This is a genomic window from Amycolatopsis albispora (assembly GCF_003312875.1).
In the GTDB taxonomy this organism is placed as follows: domain Bacteria; phylum Actinomycetota; class Actinomycetes; order Mycobacteriales; family Pseudonocardiaceae; genus Amycolatopsis; species Amycolatopsis albispora.
On record NZ_CP015163.1, the window covers coordinates 7,343,472 to 7,361,114 of the forward strand.

General features: G+C 71.3%; 15 protein-coding genes. 10 read left to right on the plus strand and 5 right to left on the minus strand.

Translation table 11 applies throughout. The annotated features are described in order from the left end of the window. Window positions 1–40 precede the first annotated feature (40 nt). The 4 genes from A4R43_RS34885 to A4R43_RS34900 all read right to left on the minus strand — a co-directional run bounded on the left by A4R43_RS34885 (window position 41) and on the right by A4R43_RS34900 (window position 2,929). Window positions 41–1,387: a hypothetical protein gene (locus tag A4R43_RS34885; RefSeq protein ID WP_236808467.1), complete on the minus strand. Its 1,347-nt coding sequence runs from the start codon at window positions 1,385–1,387 to the stop codon at window positions 41–43. Between the two features lie 318 nt (window positions 1,388–1,705). Then, entirely contained in the window at window positions 1,706–2,023 is a 318-nt protein-coding gene (locus tag A4R43_RS34890; RefSeq protein WP_113695975.1) for a hypothetical protein, read from the minus strand. Window positions 2,024–2,086: 63 nt separating this feature from the next. Next, window positions 2,087–2,356 carry a chorismate mutase gene (locus A4R43_RS34895; protein ID WP_113698086.1) on the minus strand — a complete coding sequence of 90 codons (270 nt, stop codon included), beginning with the start codon at window positions 2,354–2,356 and terminating at the stop codon, window positions 2,087–2,089. Window positions 2,357–2,521: 165 nt separating this feature from the next. Next, a complete protein-coding gene (locus A4R43_RS34900) occupies window positions 2,522–2,929 on the minus strand; it encodes a DUF1707 SHOCT-like domain-containing protein (protein ID WP_113695976.1) in 408 nt (135 codons plus the stop codon). A gap of 110 nt (window positions 2,930–3,039) precedes the next feature. Between A4R43_RS34900 and pcrA the strand changes: the two genes are divergently transcribed. Next, window positions 3,040–5,415: a DNA helicase PcrA gene (gene pcrA / locus A4R43_RS34905; RefSeq protein ID WP_113695977.1), complete on the plus strand. Its 2,376-nt coding sequence runs from the start codon at window positions 3,040–3,042 to the stop codon at window positions 5,413–5,415. A 330-nt stretch (window positions 5,416–5,745) separates the two neighbouring features. Here pcrA and A4R43_RS34910 read toward each other — a convergent pair whose 3' ends face one another. Further along, entirely contained in the window at window positions 5,746–6,432 is a 687-nt protein-coding gene (locus A4R43_RS34910) for a M23 family metallopeptidase (protein ID WP_236808468.1), read from the minus strand. 1,373 nt (window positions 6,433–7,805) lie between these two features. Between A4R43_RS34910 and A4R43_RS34915 the strand changes: the two genes are divergently transcribed. The 9 genes from A4R43_RS34915 to A4R43_RS34955 all read left to right on the plus strand — a co-directional run bounded on the left by A4R43_RS34915 (window position 7,806) and on the right by A4R43_RS34955 (window position 17,643). Next, on the plus strand, window positions 7,806–9,425 hold the full coding sequence (locus tag A4R43_RS34915; RefSeq protein WP_113695979.1) for a hypothetical protein: 1,620 nt from the start codon (window positions 7,806–7,808) through the stop codon (window positions 9,423–9,425). Next, on the plus strand, window positions 9,422–9,721 hold the full coding sequence (locus A4R43_RS34920) for a hypothetical protein (protein WP_113695980.1): 300 nt from the start codon (window positions 9,422–9,424) through the stop codon (window positions 9,719–9,721). The genes A4R43_RS34915 and A4R43_RS34920 overlap by 4 nt, the downstream gene beginning before the upstream one ends. Window positions 9,722–9,835: 114 nt before the next feature. Further along, a complete protein-coding gene (gene sucC / locus A4R43_RS34925) occupies window positions 9,836–11,005 on the plus strand; it encodes an ADP-forming succinate--CoA ligase subunit beta (protein ID WP_113695981.1) in 1,170 nt (389 codons plus the stop codon). A gap of 1 nt (window position 11,006) precedes the next feature. Then, window positions 11,007–11,897, plus strand: coding sequence for a succinate--CoA ligase subunit alpha (sucD, locus tag A4R43_RS34930; RefSeq protein ID WP_113695982.1), 891 nt, complete (start codon window positions 11,007–11,009; stop codon window positions 11,895–11,897). A 319-nt stretch (window positions 11,898–12,216) separates the two neighbouring features. Continuing rightward, complete coding sequence (locus A4R43_RS34935) at window positions 12,217–12,999, plus strand: DUF5336 domain-containing protein (RefSeq protein WP_472240946.1); 783 nt, start codon at window positions 12,217–12,219, stop codon at window positions 12,997–12,999. Between the two features lie 145 nt (window positions 13,000–13,144). Beyond that, the gene (locus A4R43_RS34940; RefSeq protein WP_113695984.1) at window positions 13,145–14,728 is read left to right on the plus strand and encodes a cell division protein PerM; all 1,584 of its coding nucleotides are present in this window, start codon (window positions 13,145–13,147) and stop codon (window positions 14,726–14,728) included. 62 nt (window positions 14,729–14,790) lie between these two features. Continuing rightward, window positions 14,791–15,408 carry a phosphoribosylglycinamide formyltransferase gene (gene purN / locus A4R43_RS34945; protein WP_113695985.1) on the plus strand — a complete coding sequence of 206 codons (618 nt, stop codon included), beginning with the start codon at window positions 14,791–14,793 and terminating at the stop codon, window positions 15,406–15,408. Next, the gene (gene purH / locus A4R43_RS34950) at window positions 15,405–16,964 is read left to right on the plus strand and encodes a bifunctional phosphoribosylaminoimidazolecarboxamide formyltransferase/IMP cyclohydrolase (RefSeq protein ID WP_113695986.1); all 1,560 of its coding nucleotides are present in this window, start codon (window positions 15,405–15,407) and stop codon (window positions 16,962–16,964) included. Before purN ends, purH begins: the two co-directional genes overlap by 4 nt. Window position 16,965: 1 nt before the next feature. Then, the gene (locus A4R43_RS34955; RefSeq protein ID WP_113695987.1) at window positions 16,966–17,643 is read left to right on the plus strand and encodes a hypothetical protein; all 678 of its coding nucleotides are present in this window, start codon (window positions 16,966–16,968) and stop codon (window positions 17,641–17,643) included.

Genomic DNA, 17,643 nt, shown 5'->3' on the forward strand with positions numbered 1-17,643 from the left:
CCGAACGGCCCAGCGCCGCGGCTGTAACGCGCCGGCGGTCTCAACGGCCGTCGTCGGTGATCTTGTCGTTCTCGCTGAAGACCAGGGTGCGCTGCTCGGTGCTCTTGCTGCCGTCGGCGTGGGTCACCTCGACGGTGTTGACGGTGACCCCGTCGTTCGGGTCCACGTAGATGTGCTTGACCTCGAAGTACGCCACGTCGGAGTAGTTCTCGCGCAGGCCGGAGGCGCCCTGCTGGCGCAACTCGCCGTCGGTCAGCGCGGCGGCCGAGTTCGGGTCCTCGGTGACGGTGTTGAAGAACTTCTCCGAGTGGTCGGCCATGGTCTTCGGATCGTTGTTGGTCCAGTAGCGCTGCTTCTCGAACTCGCGCTTGGCCGGCTTCTGCGGGGGCTTCTGCAGGTCGGGCTTGCTGGGCTTGCCGGTGTCCGGTTGGGAGCTGCCCGGCCCGCTCTGCGGGGTGGTCGGGCGGGTGCCGCCGACCGAGGACGGCGCGTCGCCGGTGCTGGTGCCCGGCTGGTCGCTGGACGCCGGGAGGTCGGAGCCGGGGCCGGAGGAGGGCGCCGGGGAGTCGGCCTCGGGCGGCTCGGTGCTGGTGCCGGTGCCCGTGCCGTCGCCTGGCAGCGGCAGGTCGCCCTGGACCAGCGGGTGGCCACCGCCGCCGTTCTCGCCGAGCCAGCCGTTGATCGCGCGGGACTCGCCAGCCGGTGGCTGGCCGACCAGGAAGGTGCCCGCGCACAGCATGGCGACCACCACGCCACCGGAGGAGGCGGCGGCGAACCAGGCGGCCTTGCGCCAGGTCCGGGGCGGGGTGACCGAGGCGGGCACGGTGCCGAGGTCGAAGGTGCTCAGCCCGTCCACCGGCGGCGCGAGGTAGATACGGGCCTCGTCGTCGGCCTCGTCGGTGGCGTCAGTGTCGTTGTCGGAGGCGGGCGGCGGCGTCAGGGTGACCTTGGTGCGGCGCACCGGACCGGTGGCCTCGTTGGATTCGGGCGGTTCGGTGAGCGGCTGGCGGACCTCACCACGCTGACTGGGCAGCGCGGGCGGGGCCATCGGCGCGGTGTCGTCGAGCGCGTGGAGCGGTAGCACACCACGGGAGGCGCGGTAGCCGGCTTCGGTGCGCTGGGCGGGCGGCTCCAGCGTGCCGGTCTGCCCGTGGCCGAGCGCGCCGGTCTGCCCGTAGGCGAGCGTGCTGGGCTGCCCGTGCCCGAGTGCACCGGTCTGCCCATAGGCCAGCGTGCCGGTCTGGCCGTGGCCCAGTGTGCTGGTCTGCCCGTAGGCGCGGTGCGAATGGTGTCCCGTGGCCGGGACGGCCGGGGTCCAGGTGCCCGAGCCGCGGCGGTGACGGCCGTGCCCGGTACCGGTGCCGGTGGAGTCGATCCTGCCGTTCATGCTGGGTGGACCTCTCCTCCCTGCCGCTGCTTACGGTGGTCTTGCCCGGTTGAACCCGATCGGAGCAGTGCACGTTCGGCGCTGACGAGCATTTGCACATCACATCTGCACGAGCATCCGGCTGTGCACATGCGAGACCACCGGCCTCGCATGCCCGAACTGACACGCGGGTCCTCTCCTGAACAGAGTAGAAGGCCCGGAGCCAGAACGCGCCACCAAATCTGCAACTTGCAGAAAATTCACTCCGACGGGCGCGCCGGGCGGGTGGTGAGCCACCAACGACACCCCGGGTAACCGCTCTGAGTGTGCCTTCGGCGCTCAGCCGCCGGACCGGTACCTCTGCTGGGTGGACTGCAACGCCTTGGTGGCCACCGCGCCACTACCGGCCGCGAGCACGATCGCCAGCACGTCCATCGGAATCGCGTCGCTGCCGGTGATCAGAAGCGCGAGGAACGAGGCGGCTGTGGTACCGCCCGCCACCGCCCACCGGCTGCGCACGTACTGCGCGATCGGGGAGCCGCCCGCGCGGTCCTTGGCGGCCTTGTTCAGCATCGCGAGATAACCGGCGTGACCGAGCGCGGCGAGCAGCCCGGCGATGGCCACCACCACGGCGATCAGGTTGACGATCGTTCCCATGCGTCCAGTGTGCCCGTCTCCGGCGCGCCTTGGCTCAGGGCACACCCTGAACTTCCGGCATTGTTACCGGCCCAGCCGCCCGCGGCCGAGGTTCAGCAGCGCCATCGCCAGCTCGCGGCCCTCCGGCCCCAGTTCGCGGTACCGCGCGAGCACGTCCATCTCGCGGTTGTAGACGATGCGCGTGCCACCGGCCGCCATCCGCGCGGCGCCGATCGTCTTGGACACCTCGACCCGGCGTTTCACCAGGCGCAGGATCTCCTGGTCCAGCCAGTCGATCTCCTTGCGGAGCGCGTCGATGTCGTCGGCGGTGGGTTCGTCGGTCTGGGGGTTCATCGGGACCTCCGTGATCGGGTCCGGATCCGCTTCGGGTCCCAAAGCCTGCGAAAGCCCCGGGTCCGTGGACTCCGGGGCTTCGTGGTGACTGCGTCGCGGCACTACGCGGACACGGGAGCCGGAGTCCGGATCCCGTAGAAAAATCGGTGGTGTCGCCGCACACCGTCAGTATGGCACAACGTCACGCCGCCGAGCCGGGAACCCGCGCACCCAGGCGTGCCCGGCGACGCTGACCGCAAGCCAGAAGATGGGCATCACCGGCCAGAAGAAGTCGGCGCCGGAAACCACCCAGCGCACGACGAGCAACACCGAGAGCGCGACCGCGATCGCGGCGTGCACCCGCAGCGCGCGGACCGGTGGGCGGCGCGGTGACGGCCGGTCCGGCGGCAGGTCGGCGGTCAGCGCGGCCAGCTCGTCGGTGAACGTGGCGGCGTAGACCGCGGCGACCCGCTCGTCGGTCTCGGTGATGGTGAGCCTGCCCGCCGCGCCGGCGGACTGGACTCGGGTGGCGACCCGTTCGCGTTCGGCGTCCGAAGCGCGGATCCTGGCTGGTGTCGGCTCTGTACTGGACATGCCACCAGGGTGCGCCCGGGCGGGCCGCCCCGGCATCGGCTCCCGGGCGGCTTCGCCACCTACGTCCGGTGCCGTACTTCGTCACCCCTGCCGAGTAACGTGGACAGGCGATGGACACCCTCTTCGATCTCCCCGCCCCCACCGGCGAGTCCGCCCTGCTCGCCGACCTCAACCCCGCCCAGCGCGCCGCGGTCACGCACGCCGGCGCGCCGCTGCTGGTCGTCGCGGGCGCGGGGTCGGGCAAAACGAGGGTGCTCACCCGGCGGATCGCCTACCTGCTCGCCGAGCGCGGCGCGCACCCCGGCCAGATCCTCGCCATCACCTTCACCAACAAGGCCGCCGCCGAGATGCGGGACCGGGTCAGCGAGCTGGTCGGCAAGCGCGCCAACGCGATGTGGGTGTCCACCTTCCACTCCATGTGCGTGCGGATCATGCGCCGCGAGGCCAAGACCCTCGGCATGACCTCCAGCTTCTCCATCTACGACGCCGACGACACCAAGCGCCTGATCACGCTGGTCGCCCGCGACCTCGACCTGGACCCGAAGCGGTACCCGGCGCGCACGCTGGCCATCCACATCTCGAACCTGAAGAACGAACTGCTCGACGCCGAGGACGCCAAGGCGAAGGCCACCAACGACCTGGAGCGCCGGGTCGCCGAGGCGTACGCGGAGTACCAGCTGCGCCTCGGCCAGGCCAACGCGATGGACTTCGACGACCTGATCATGCGCACGGTCGAGCTGCTGCAGAACTACCCCGAGGTGGCCGAGTACTACCGGCGGCGGTTCCGGCACGTGCTGGTCGACGAGTACCAGGACACCAACCACGCGCAGTACACGCTGGTCCGCGAGCTGGTCGGCACCGGGACCACCGAGTCCGGCGTGGAGCCTGGCGAGCTCTGCGTGGTCGGTGACGCGGACCAGTCGATCTACGCCTTCCGCGGCGCGACCATCCGCAACATCGAGGAGTTCGAGCGCGACTTCACCAACGCGCACACCATCCTCCTGGAGCAGAACTACCGCTCCACGCAGACCATTCTCTCCGCGGCCAACGCGGTGATCGCGCGCAACCCGAACCGCCGCGCGAAGCGGTTGTGGACCGACTCCGGCGACGGCGAGAAGATCGTCGGCTACGTGGCCGACAACGAGCACGACGAGGCCGCCTTCGTGGCCGGCGAGATCGACGAGCTGGCCGATTCGGGCGCGGCGAACTACGGCGACGTGGCGGTCTTCTACCGCACGAACAACCAGTCGCGGGTGTTCGAGGAGATCTTCATCCGGCTCGGCCTGCCCTACCGCGTGGTCGGCGGGGTGCGGTTCTACGAGCGGCGCGAGGTCCGCGACATGCTGGCCTACCTGCGGGTGCTGGCCAATCCGGAGGACACGGTCAGCCTGCGCCGCATTCTCAACGTGCCCAAGCGCGGCATCGGCGACCGGGCCGAGGCGGTGGTCGCCGCGCACGCCGAGCGCGAGCGGATCTCGTTCGCCGCGGCGCTGCGCGAGGCCGTCGACGGCAAGGTGACCCTGATGAACCCGCGGTCGCAGAAGGCCATCGCGGGCTTCCTGGAGCTGATGGACAACCTCGGCGAGCTGGTCGAGGAAGAGGCCGAGGTGGCCGACATCCTGGAGGCGGTGCTCGAGCGCACCGGATACCGCCAGGAACTGGAAGACTCCGACGACCCGCAGGACGCGTCACGGGTGGAGAACCTGACCGAGCTGGTCACCGTGGCCAGGGAGTTCGGCGAGTTCGCCGCGGAGGTCACGCCGCCGCCGGAGGACACCGTGGTGGTGCCCGGTTCGCTGCCCGCCTTCCTGGAGCGGGTGTCGCTGGTCGCCGACGCCGACTCGATCCCGTCGCCCGACGGCGACGACTCCGACGACGCGGGCGTGGTCACGCTGATGACCGTGCACACCGCGAAGGGCCTGGAGTACCCGGTGGTGTTCTGCACCGGCTGGGAGGACGGCATCTTCCCGCACATGCGCGCGCTGTCCGAGCCCGCCGAGCTGGCGGAGGAACGGCGGCTGGCGTACGTGGCCATCACCCGCGCGCGGCAGCGCCTGTACGTCTCCAGGGCGGTCGCGCGGACGGCGTGGGGTCAGCCCATGTCGAACCCGGCTTCGCGCTTCCTGGACGAGATCCCGGCCGAACTGCTCGACTGGCGGCGGGAGGAGCCCGCCCGCGGCGGCTTCCGGTCCGGCTCGCCGCGGGCGGCGACCACCTGGGGCAGCCGCTCGTCCTCGTTCGGCGGCGACTCGGCGCAGGCCGGCATCGCCTCGCGCGGGATGCGCACGACGAACTTCAAGGGCTGGAAGGACACCGTGGCGCTGAAGCTGGACGTGGGCGACCGCGTCAGCCACGACAAGTACGGCCTCGGCACGGTCGTCGCGGCCGACGGCACCGGTCCCCGCGCCACCGCGACCATCGACTTCGGCGCCTCCGGCAAGGTCAAGCTGATGCTGATCGGCAGCGTGCCGATGGTGAAGCTCTAAAACTGTCGTACCCACCCGCTATAAAAAACGTCGAACACGAGTTCGACGAGCGGGTGGGTCCCTGCACCCCCCGGGAGCAGGAGGAACGACATGGTGCGCAACGGCCCGGCGTGTGCGGCGACGTCCCGTAGGTCACCGCGGGTGCGCAGGCAGCCCGCGCGCTGGCAGTCGGCGCTGAGGTGCGCTTCGCGGTCCGGTCAGGTGGGTACCGCTCGACCAGCGCGCGCCGAAGGCCCGGACGGCGTGGCGGGGAACAGGTGCACCCGATGCGGACGGCCCTCGCCTACCAGGTGCGAGGGCCATCCGCCGGAGGATCCGGAAGGAGCGGGCTCAGATCTTGACGCCGCGCTCACGCAGCCAGGGGCTGGGGTCGATCTTCTTGCCGCCCGCGGTCCACACCTCGAAGTGCAGGTGCGGGCCGGTGGACTGACCGCGGTTGCCGACCTCGGCGATCTGCTCGCCGGCCTTGACCTTCTGGCCGGAGCGGACCGAGAAGCTGTTCATGTGGCCGTAGACGTGGATCGTGCCGTCGTCCATCTGGATGCGGACCCAGAGGCCGAAGCCGCTGGCGGAGCCCGCCTCGATCACGGTGCCGTCGGCGGCCGCGAGGATCGGCGTGCCGATCGGGGCGGCGAGGTCGATGCCGTTGTGGCTGGCGCCCCAGCGGGCGCCGAAGCCGGAGGTGAACCGGGCCTCGGGGCACGGGTTCACGATCTTGGGGCGCTTGGCCTCTTCTTCCTTCTTGCGCTGCTCGGCCGCTTCGCGCTCCACGCGGGCGCTGGTCACCGACGCGCTGTCGTTCAGCTTCTGCACTTCGGCGGAGGCGTCGCTGTTCAGCGCGACCGGGAGCAGCTCGGGGGCGCTCGCCTTGGTGTCGCCACCGACGCCGAACGCGGCACTGGCGTCACGAGAGCTGGCCAGCGGCGTCACATTGGCGTCGGAGTCGGAACCGAGGGAGTTGAGGGTCTGGCCGGCGGCCGCGGCGGCGAAGGCACCGGCTGCGACCGCTGCGACCACCACACGACCACGAAGGGCAGAGGGGGGCGGGGGAAGCCGGTGCGAACCCCGGACTCGGACGACCGCACCGTCAAGTGCGTCTTCGAGCGCCGGGGAAGGAACTTGGCCGCCGGGGGAGCGGTGTCGAGCCAAGACTACGGGGCCTTCCATCTTCGGGGAATCAGATCTCGCGTCCGGACTGCCGGGCGGGGGATCCCGGTGAGCAACCTCGGGGGTGGTTGCTCGGCGTCCTATTCGTGACCTGACTGTAATGGGGACCCGGGGACAGTAACGAAGGGGCACCGCCCGGGGCAAGACGCAGGCGCCGTGTCGGCCGAACGTGCGCGACGGCCGCGCGCACTAGCAGTGCATATGACCCAAAGTAGACCCCCGATTACTCCGTAGGTGTGACCTGGGCAACAGCAAACCCGTTGTGTCGCAGGTCACAAAACAGCCCCGGCTGCCCCGAAAACAGCCCCGAATGCCCCGAAAAGCTCCCGTTGCCCCAGATCTACCCGGGCCCCACCGGGAATAAACCCTTGCCGGCCGCCCTCACCCCGACGATCGACGTTCGGCGGAGCCCGGTGTTCCTGCGGCTTGCCGATCGTTTGCCGAGTTCGGGCAGGGGGTGATCGAGTTTGCCCCCTCGATCCCCAGTGCCCCGGTCCTGAGTGGCCGGGCCCAACTCCAGCGCTGCGGTGCCTCCTTGGCGCCAGCACCTCGCCTCGAACCGCCGGGTCCTCAGCGCCTCGACTCGGGTCGTCGCCCCAGCGCGTCGGCGCCCCGGCTCGAAGCGTTGCCCGGCACGTCAGTGCCCCGGCTCGAACCGTCGTCCCGGCAATTCAGTGTCCGGTTCGAGCCGGACGGCTCCCCTTCGGTTGCTCGGTGCCTCGCGCCGGGCTGCCCGTCCCCCGGCTGCCCCTCGGTCCCCCGGTCGAGCCGCCCGCCCGCGGTTCCCGGCTCTTCGGCTCCCGTGCCGACCACCCGTCAGGTGAAGCCGAACCACCCCGTCAGCGGAAACGCCACCATCGCCCTGTCCCGAACTGGGCGATATGCCGTTGGACGCCTGACCCCCACCCAGGTTGCGTCTGGTTTCGCGGCGGGGCGTCGCGGGCCGGGGGCGGGGCGGCCTTGCTAGCGTCGTCGTGATGACTGCCAAGCCCGGGGCGTCCGAGCCCGGCCGCCGAACCGGCCAACCCGGACAGAGCCAACCCGGACAAAGCCGACCCGGTCAGAGCCAATCCGGGCATAGCCAAACCGGCCGAAGCCGGCCCGACCAGAGCCAGCCCGACCAGAGCCAATCCGGGTATAACCAAACCGGTCAGGGCCAACTCCGCCAGAGTCAACCCGGCCACACCAGACAGGCCGGGCTGCCCGGAGCGCTGTCCTGCGGCGTGCTCGGCTCCGTGCTGCTCGCCACCGGCGCGCTCCTGCCGGTGGTCGGCGGCCCCACCCCCGGGTACTCCAGCGCGGCCCTGCTGATCGTGCTGGCCCTCCTCCCCGCCGCGGTCGCTGTGTTCGCTGCAGCGCGCGGGCGCCCGACGCTGGCGGCCGGTGTGCTCGCCGGGGTCGCCGTCCTGGCGCCGGGGCGGCTTCTGCTCGACCTGCAGTTGCTCGTCGACCTCTCCACCGCCGCCCGTCCCGAGTTCCACGTGCCTGCCCAGCTCGAGGCGGGCACCGCCGGGCCGGGACTGTGGGTGCTGTTCGCCGGGCACCTGGTCACCGCCATCGCCGGCCTCGCCGCCGTGCACTTCGTCCGCCGCGAGGCCGAGGCCGAGGGCACCGACCTGCCCGGCGGCCCGCGCCTGGTGGTGCTCGCCATCGGGCTGACCATCGTCGCCGGGGTCGGGCTGGTCATGGCGCCGTTCGAGTCCGCCGACCCGTACCTGCCCGCGCGCAACGCCTTCGAATCGCCGTGGCCGGTGCTCACCGGCGGCCTGCTGCTCGCCTTCGCCATGCCGCTCGGCGCGGCGCTCGCCTTCGGCTCCGGCCTGCGTGCCGCGGCCAGGGGCAGCGTGCTCGGCCTCGGCCTCGGCGTGCTCGCGGTCGCCGTGCCGAACCTGGTCGCCGGGTTCACTGTCACCGACGCCGCCGTCAGCGCGGGCCCGGTGGTGGCCATCGTCGCCGCGCTCGGGCTCGCGGTGCTCGCCATCGCGCGCCAGGAAGGCACCCAGCTCAACGACGACCCCGATGTCGCCGAAGAAGCCAAGCTGCCCGGCGGCAGGCGGCTGGAGCTGGCGACCGGTGTGCTCGCCGTGCTCACCGCCGCGGCCGCCGTGCTCGGCGGGCTGACCGCGCAGGTGAGCAGCTCGTCCCCGGCCATCGAGGCACCCAAGTCACCGGCGGCCCTGCTGCTCGTGGTCGCCGGGGTGCTGCTCGGCCTGCTCGGGCTGGCCATGTTCCTGCCCGGCGTCGGCGAGACGCTGCGCCCGGCGCTGTCGGTGGCCTGGGTGGTGGTGCCGCTCGCCGGGACGGCCGTGCTGGACACCGTGCTCACCGCCGTCCGCTTCGGCGGCGTGCTCAGCCCCGGACCCGGGGTGACCTGGACCTCCATCGCGTTGTTCGCGGCGGCCGTCACCGGCATCTGCTCGGCGGTCGCGGGCATGGTCGAGCGCGAGAACGACGACGGCGGGCGCCCGGCGGCCAGCGCGACCACGCCGGTGGTCGCCGCGGGCGTGCTCGCCATCGCGGCGTTCGCCACGCCGGTGGTGACCGCGCCCGAATACGACCCGCCCACCTTGATCACCGGCTTCGGTGCGTCCTGGTGGGGCGACGTGATCGCGCTGGTGGCCGTGCTGGTCGCGCTGGCGCTCGCGCTGCGCAGCCGCCCGATGCGGGCCTTCGCGTTGCTGCTCGGCGTGTTCTTCGTCCTGCTGGTCCGCGTGGCGGAGCTGCCGTTCGTCGAACTCGACGGCGCGAGCAGCGGCGCGGGCCTGTGGCTGGCCATCGCCGCCGCCGTCGCCGCCGCGATTTCCGCGGGATTTGTCACACGAGCCGCTGACGAAGAGCCGTGAGCGCCCCGGCACGCGTGCTCCTCGCCGCCTTCGAAACCGGCACCGAACTCGCCGAAGTCGCGCGTGCCCTGCGTGACGAAGGCCTCGAAGTGATCTACGCGGGCGTGCTCGGCAGTGCCGCGGAGGTGCTCAGCGCGGCCGAACAGGAAGATCCGGCGCTGGTCGCGGTGTCGCCGGCCGACCCGGACGGCGCGATCGCGGCGGCGGGCGTCGAAGTGGTCGCCTTCCGCACCGTTCAAGAAGGCGTCGACCGGGTGAAGATGGCCACACGGCCGAGGTCGCGGCCCCGCCGGTGACCGACTTCACCGGGTGCGGAGTCCACTACCGAACCGCAGGTCGCTAGGGTCGACTCGGCGAGAAAAGCCGCCAACAAAACCAGCACAGTGGCGTGTCGTCAGGAGACTGGAGTAGTGGACCTTTACGAATACCAGGCGAGGGATCTCTTCGCCGCCCACGGAGTACCGGTGTTGTCCGGTTCCGTGGCCAATACGCCGGAAGAAGCCCGTGCGGCGGCCGAGCAGATCGGTGGCCAGGTGGTCGTCAAGGCCCAGGTGAAGACAGGCGGGCGTGGCAAGGCCGGTGGCGTGAAGCTCGCCGACAGCGCCGACGAGGCCAAGGAGAAGGCGGAAGCCATTCTCGGCCTGGACATCAAGGGCCACATCGTGCACCGGGTGCTGGTGGCCGAAGCCTCGGACATCGCCGAGGAGTACTACTTCTCGTTCCTGCTGGACCGCGCGAACCGCACCTTCCTCGCGATGGCTTCGGCCGAGGGCGGCGTGGAGATCGAGCAGCTCGCGGTGGAGCGCCCCGAGGCGCTGGCCAAGGTGCCGGTGGACGCGATCACCGGGGTCGACAAGGCCAAGGCCGTGGAGATCCTGACCGCGGGCAAGTTCCCGGAGAAGGTCGTCGACGAGGCCGCCGACGTGGTCGTCAAGCTCTGGGAGACCTTCGTCTCCGAGGACGCCACGCTGGTCGAGGTCAACCCGCTGGTCCGCGACCCGCAGGACAAGATCATCGCCCTCGACGGCAAGGTCACCCTCGACGAGAACGCCTCCTTCCGCCAGCCGGGCCACGAAGCGCTCGTCGACAAGCAGGCCGAGGACCCGCTGGAGGCCAAGGCCAAGGCGAAGGACCTCAACTACGTCAAGCTCGACGGCGAGGTCGGCATCATCGGCAACGGCGCGGGCCTCGTGATGTCCACTTTGGACGTCGTGGCCTACGCGGGCGAGAAGCACGGCGGCGTGAAGCCGGCGAACTTCCTCGACATCGGTGGCGGCGCCTCGGCCGAGGTGATGGCCGCCGGGCTGGACGTCATCCTGCACGACCCGGCCGTGAAGAGCGTTTTTGTCAACGTCTTCGGTGGCATCACCGCCTGCGACGCGGTGGCCACCGGCATCGTCGAGGCGCTGAAGATCCTCGGCGACGAGGCCTCGAAGCCGCTCGTGGTGCGGCTCGACGGCAACAACGTCGAAGAGGGCAGGCGCATCCTGGCCGAGGCGAACCACCCGCTGGTGACCGTGGTGGACACTATGGACAACGCGGCTGACAAGGCTGCCGAGCTCGCAGCGGCAGGGGCGTGAGATGTCGATCTTCCTGAACGAAAACAGCAAGGTCATCGTGCAGGGCCTGACCGGGTCCGAGGGCACCAAGCACGCGACCAAGATGATCAAGTCCGGCACCAACATCGTGGGTGGCGTGAACGCCCGCAAGGCCGGGCAGACGGTGACCATCGAGGGCAAGGAGCTCAAGGTCTTCGGCACCGTCGAGGAGGCCATCAAGGAGACCGGCGCCGACGTGTCGGTGGTCTTCGTGCCGCCGAAGTTCGCCAAGGACGCCGTGGTCGAGGCCATCGACGCGGAGATCGGCCTGGCCGTGGTGATCACCGAGGGCATCCCGGTGCACGACTCGGCCTACTTCTGGGCGCACGCGGTGGCCAAGGGCAACAAGACCCGGATCATCGGGCCGAACTGCCCCGGCGTGATCAGCCCCGGCAAGTCGAACGCGGGCATCATCCCGGCGAACATCACCGGCCCCGGCAAGATCGGCCTGGTGTCGAAGTCGGGCACGCTGACCTACCAGATGATGTACGAGCTGCGGGACATCGGCTTCACCACCGCGGTCGGCATCGGCGGTGACCCGGTCATCGGCACCACGCACATCGACGCGCTCGCCGCCTTCCAGGAGGACCCCGACACCGAGGTCATCGTGATGATCGGTGAGATCGGTGGCGACGCCGAGGAGCGGGCCGCGGACTACATCAAGGCCAACGTGACCAAGCCGGTCGTCGGCTACGTCGCCGGCTTCACCGCGCCCGAGGGCAAGACCATGGGGCACGCGGGCGCGATCGTCTCCGGTTCGTCCGGGACCGCGGCCGCGAAGAAGGAGGCCCTCGAGGCCGCCGGCGTGAAGGTCGGCAAGACGCCGACCGAGACCGCCAACCTGGCGCGGGAGCTGTACAACAGCCTGCACTAGGCAGCGCCGACCGGCGCTGATTCAGCGTCACCACCACGGAGGCCGGGTACCCGATCGGGTGCCCGGCTTTTGTGGTTGCTCACCTCCTCGGTGACGAAACCATTCCGGGCCGCCGAACGTCTGAGCCAGCGGGCGGGCCAGAGCCCCTGGTGCGCTAGCGTTCAGTAACCACAACGCCGCCTCTTTTGCCACACGCCTGGTGGCCGGTCGGACGACAGGAGAACTACGGATGTCCTTTCCCAGCAGTGGGCCTGGTTACCCTCCGCAGGGTGGCGGCCCCAACAACCCCCAGGGACCGGGTACCGGGTCGTTCCCGCCGGTGGGCCCGCCGCCGCAACAGCAGCAGCTGCAGGCCGGGGCGCTGAACTTCGCGGTCATCCTGGCGCTGGCCGTTTCGGTGCTCGGCCTGGTGCAGTACTTCGTCGGCTTCTCGGACGAGGCCTCGCCCGCCGGCGAGTCGACCACCTGGTTCCTCGTCGGCGGCCTGCTGGCGGCGCTGCGGGTGCTGCCGAACGCGCCCAAGGTGCTGCCGTTCGCCGCGCTGATCAGCGTGCTCGGCGCGCTGCAGGCGCTGGACCACGTGATCGCCTACGGTGAGAACGACACCGTCCCCGGCATCATCACGGTGATCGTCATCCTCGGTTTCCTGCAGCTGCTCGCCGCGGTGGCGGCGCTGCTGTTCGACTACGACGTGCTCAAGCTGCCCGCGCCGAAGCCGCAGGGCGGCCCGCAGCAGTACGGCCCGCCGTCGGGCCAGCAGCCCGCGCAGCCGCAGCCGGGCCAGCCGGGTCAGTACGCCCCGCAGCAGCCGCAGTTCGGCGGCCCGCCGCCGGCTTCGTCGCCGCAGCAGACCACGCAGTACGCGCCGACCGGCGGCGGCAACGCGCCGGACTCGGGCGGGTTCTCGCAGCCGACGCAGTACTCCACGCCGGTCACCCCGCCGTCGACGCCGGGTCAGCAGCCGACCTCGTACGCGCCGCAGCAGGGGCAGTTCTTCCAGCAGCAGCAACAGCAGCAGTCGAGCGGCTCCGGCTCGGAGTCGGGCAGCCAGCAGCAGTCGCCGGGCACCCCGCCGGGCGGGTTCGGCAAGCCGGGCAGCTGATCCACCGGTCACCGCAAAAGGCCACTCGCGTCCAGCGCGGGTGGCCTTTTTGCGGTGCCCCGACCGGGTGGCTGTGGCTGGTGCCATTTTCGATCAACGGCGTGGCTCACCCGGATGGCCCAGTCCGGATGCGAGGGTCAGCGGCATGCAGGTGCTCACCACCGGGCCGGACGGCGCCGAGCGGTTGAGCGACCACGGCACGCACGAGCAGGTCACCGGGGCGGCTCGGGTTCGCGTGCTCCTGGTCGCCGCCGTGCTCCCGCTGCTCGTCGGATACACGCTCGCCGCGGGCTCGGTGGCTGCGGTGGCCGGGCTCGCCCCCGGTTCCGGGTTCACCCTCACCGGCGCCCTGCGTGGTGGCGGCCCGGCGTGGCTGGCCACCCAGCAGGTGCCGCTGGGCCTCGGCGGGCATCCGCTCAGCGTGCTGCCGCTGCTGCCGACGATCGTGCTGCTGCTCCTGGTCGCGAAGGTCGCCTCGGCCGCCGCGCGACGGCTCGGGCACACCGAACCGGGGCAGGCGATCGGCGTGGTCGGGGTGATCGCCTGTGCCCACGCCACCGCCGGGGTCACCGTCGCGGTGCTGTGCAGCGGCACGCCGGTCGAGGTCGAGCCGCTGACCGCCTTCCTGCTGCCCGGTGTGCTGTCCGGGGCGGCCGCGACGGCCGGGGTGCTCGCCCGGTGCGGGCTGCCGGAACCGGTGCGGCAGTACGTCGACCCGGTCGCGGTGCGCGGGCTGCGTGCCGGTGCGCTCGGGCTCGCCGCGCTGCTGGTGGCCGGGGCGCTGGTGGTGCTGCTCGGGTTCGGCGTGTCGGTGCCGGAGACCATGCGGTTGTTCGACGCCGAGACCGCCGGCAGCGGCGCGGGCATGCTGCTGGTTTCCGTGGTGTACCTGCCGAACGCGGTGGTGGCCGGGCTGTCCTTCGCGGCCGGGCCCGGGTTCTCGATCGGTGCGGTGAACGTCACGCCGTTCGCCTTCGACGGTGGTCCGGTGCCCGCCCTGCCGATCCTGGCCGCGCTGCCCGAGGAGCGGGCGGCGTGGTGGCCCGCGTTGCTGGTGCTGCCCGTGCTGGCCGGGGCGCTGTGCGGGTGGACGCTGCGCCGCTGCGACCCGGATCCGCTGGTCCGCGTGCGCGCGGCGGCGATCGCCGGTGCGACCGCGGGTTTCGGCTGTGTGCTGCTCGGCACCTTCGCCGGTGGCCGGTTCGGGGACGCGTTGTTCGATCCGGTGAGCGTGCCCGTCGCGTTGTTCTCGCTGGCCGGGTCGTGCTGGGTGGCGCTTCCGGCGGCGCTGGTCGCGTGGGTGAGCGGCAGCACGGCGCCGGTGGTCCACGCGCCCGTCGAGGAGGAGATCCCGGCGGACGAGGCGGTCACCGAGGTCTTCGACGCCATCCAAGATGACGCTGCTGAGGAAACCGGCGACGAGCCGGACGAGTCAGCCGAGGATGCGGCGGAAACCGACGGAGACACCGAAGACACGGAAGACCCGGAAGACCCGGAAGACACCGCCGACCCCGAAGACACCGAAGACGCCGCTGCCGCCGAAGAGGCCGAAGCCGAGCCCGAGGCCGAAGAACCGGTCGAGCCCGCGAAGGTCGAGCCCGCGGAAGCCGTCGCCGAGAGCCGGGAAGCCAGTGCCGAGCCGGAGGAAGACGTGGCCGAGCCCGCGGAAGGCGTGGCCGCGGCCGAGCCGGATCCGGGTGCCTCCGAGGAGCCGGAACGCCGCGACTAGGCTGGACGTGCCCAGGTCAACGGCCGTGTGCCCGAGCAAGGAGACCCGTTCTGCCTAGTCGGTTGGAGCTGCCCACCCCGGCCAGGGTGGTGGTGCTCGCCTCGGGGTCCGGAACCCTGTTGCAGGCCTTGCTCGACGAATCCGCCCGGTCCGGTTTCGGCGCGACGGTGGTCGCCGTCGGCGCGGACCGCACCGGGATCGAGGCCCTTTCCCGTGCCGAACGCGCCGGGGTGCCCAGCTTCACCGTCCGCGTCGCCGACCACCCCGACCGCGCGGCCTGGGACAAGGCGCTGACCGACGCGGTCGCCGCCTACCGGCCCGATCTGGTGGTCTCCGCCGGGTTCATGAAGATCCTCGGCGAACGCTTCCTGGCGCGCTTCGAGCACCGGGTGATCAACACGCATCCGGCGCTGCTGCCGTCGTTCCCCGGGATGCACGCGGTCGCCGACGCGCTCGCCGCCGGGGTGAAGGTCACCGGGTCCACCGTGCACTTCGTGGACGCCGGCATGGACACCGGCCCGATCATCGCCCAGGAGGCGGTGGTGGTGGAGGAGTCCGACACCGAGGACCGGCTGCACGAGCGGATCAAGTCGGTGGAACGGCGGCTGCTGGTGGACGTGGTCGCGAAGCTGTGCCGTGCGGGCTGCACGGTGGACGGACGGAAGGTGAGTTTCAGGTGAGCGAGCCGGGGCGGAAGCCGGTCAAGCGGGCGCTGATCGGCGTTTCGGACAAGGCAGGACTGCTGGAACTGGCGACCGGGTTGCACGCCGCCGGCGTGGAGATCGTGTCCACCGGCGGCACCGCGAGGGTGATCGCGGACGCCGGTGTGCCGGTCACCCCGGTCGAGGAGGTCACCGGCTTTCCCGAGTCGCTCGACGGCCGGGTCAAGACCCTGCACCCGCGGGTGCACGCCGGGCTGCTCGCCGACCGCGACCGCGAAGAGCACGTGGCGCAGCTCAAGCAGCTCGACATCGCGCCGTTCGACCTGCTGGTGGTGAACCTCTACCCGTTCCAGCAGACGGTGGCGTCGGGCGCTTCGTTCGAGGACTGCGTGGAGAACATCGACATCGGCGGCCCGGCGATGGTGCGCGCGGCGGCGAAGAACCACGGCAGCGTGGCCGTCGTGGTGGACCCGGCGCGGTACGACTGGGTGCTGGAGCGCGTGCGTGACGGCGGGTTCGACCAGGAGGACCGCAAGCGCCTGGCGGCGAAGGCCTACGCGCACACGGCTTCCTACGACATCGCGGTGGCCAACTGGTTCGCCAACGCGTACGCGCCGGCCGACGACTCCGGTTTCGCCGACTTCAAGGGCACGTCGTGGGAACGCGGTGAGGTGCTGCGCTACGGCGAGAACCCGCACCAGCCCGCCGCGCTGTACCGGCACTGGAGCGGCGGCGGGATCGCGCACGCCGAGCAGCTGCACGGAAAGGCCATGTCCTACAACAACTACGTCGACGCCGATGCCGCGCGCCGGGCGGCGTACGACTTCGACGAGCCGTCGGTGGCGATCATCAAGCACGCCAACCCGTGCGGCATCGCGGTCGGTGTGGACGTCGCGGAGGCACACCGCAAGGCGCACGCCTGCGACCCGGTTTCGGCCTACGGCGGGGTGATCGCCACGAACCGCCCGGTGTCGCTGGCCGCCGCCGAGCAGATCGCGGACATCTTCACCGAGGTGCTGGTGGCGCCCGCGTTCGACGAGGACGCGCTGGAAGTGCTGAAGCGCAAGAAGAACATCCGGTTGCTGCGCCTGCCCGACGCCGGGGTGTACCGGATCGAGGAGCGGCCGATCTCCGGCGGCGTGCTGGTGCAGGCCGCCGACGCGATCGACGCACCCGGTGACGACCCGGCGAACTGGACGTTGGCCACCGGCGAGGCGGCCGACGAGGCCACCCTCGCCGACCTGGAGTTCGCCTGGCGCGCGGTGCGCGCGGTGAAGTCCAACGCGATCCTGCTGGCCCACGATCGGGCGACCGTCGGCGCGGGCATGGGCCAGGTGAACCGGGTCGACTCGGCGCGGCTCGCGGTCGCGCGTGCCGGTGACCGGGCCAAGGGCTCGGTGGCCGCCTCCGACGCGTTCTTCCCGTTCCCGGACGGGCTGGAAGTGCTGACCGAGGCCGGGGTGCGCGCGGTGGTGCAGCCGGGCGGTTCGGTGCGGGACGCCGAGGTGCTCGCCGCGGCCGAGGCCGCCGGGGTCACGGTGTACCTCACCGGCACCCGTCACTTCGCGCACTGACATGGCTTACCAGCAACCACCCGGTTGGGGGCCGCCGCCCGGTTACGGTTACCCGCCGCAGCAGCCGCCGAAGAAGAAGAGCAGGCTGGGGCTGGTCCTCGGCCTGGTCTTCGGCGGGCTGCTGCTGCTCGGGATCGCGATCCCGCTGGTGCTGTTCACCGTCGAGTACAACGAATCGGTGGGCAGCGCGGCCTCCCCGGAGGGGGCGGCGCCCGAATGCCGGATCTCCCAGCAGGTGACCGGGAAGTACCACGCCCCCAACCTGAGCGCCGGGCGTGACGAGAGCTCGTCGATCGGCCTGCGGCAGGCGAACTGCGGGTGGGCGCCGTCGGAGGACGAGACGGTCCACTTCCGGTCGGTGACGCTGTACATCAACCAGTACACCGATTCCGACGGCGAACAGGCTGCCGCCGAATCCTTCGAATCCACGTCGCGGGAACCCGGTGCGGTGGAGATCGAAGGCATCGGCGACCGCGCGTTCCTGGTGCCGATCGTGAACAGCAGCTCGTACAGCGGGGCGGAAGTCCGTGTGCTGCAAGGGAACACCCAGTTCAGCCTGAGCTATTCGGGCTGGGACAAGGAGTTCTGGTTCTTCGGCACGGCAAGGATCCCGCAGCAGCAGGCCGAAGAGGCCGCCAGGGCCTACGCCGGCGAAATCGCCGGAAACCTGCGTCCCTGA

Bases quoted from the DNA above. Each gene is read 5' to 3' on its own strand.
- A4R43_RS34885 (WP_236808467.1), bottom strand. From the start codon at position 1,387: ATGAACGGCAGGATCGACTCCACCGGCACCGGTACCGGGCACGGCCGT.
- A4R43_RS34890 (WP_113695975.1), bottom strand. From the start codon at position 2,023: ATGGGAACGATCGTCAACCTGATCGCCGTGGTGGTGGCCATCGCCGGG.
- A4R43_RS34895 (WP_113698086.1), bottom strand. From the start codon at position 2,356: ATGAACCCCCAGACCGACGAACCCACCGCCGACGACATCGACGCGCTC.
- A4R43_RS34900 (WP_113695976.1), bottom strand. From the start codon at position 2,929: ATGTCCAGTACAGAGCCGACACCAGCCAGGATCCGCGCTTCGGACGCC.
- pcrA (WP_113695977.1), top strand. From the start codon at position 3,040: ATGGACACCCTCTTCGATCTCCCCGCCCCCACCGGCGAGTCCGCCCTG.
- sucD (WP_113695982.1), top strand. From the start codon at position 11,007: ATGTCGATCTTCCTGAACGAAAACAGCAAGGTCATCGTGCAGGGCCTG.
- A4R43_RS34940 (WP_113695984.1), top strand. From the start codon at position 13,145: ATGCAGGTGCTCACCACCGGGCCGGACGGCGCCGAGCGGTTGAGCGAC.
- A4R43_RS34955 (WP_113695987.1), top strand. From the start codon at position 16,966: ATGGCTTACCAGCAACCACCCGGTTGGGGGCCGCCGCCCGGTTACGGT.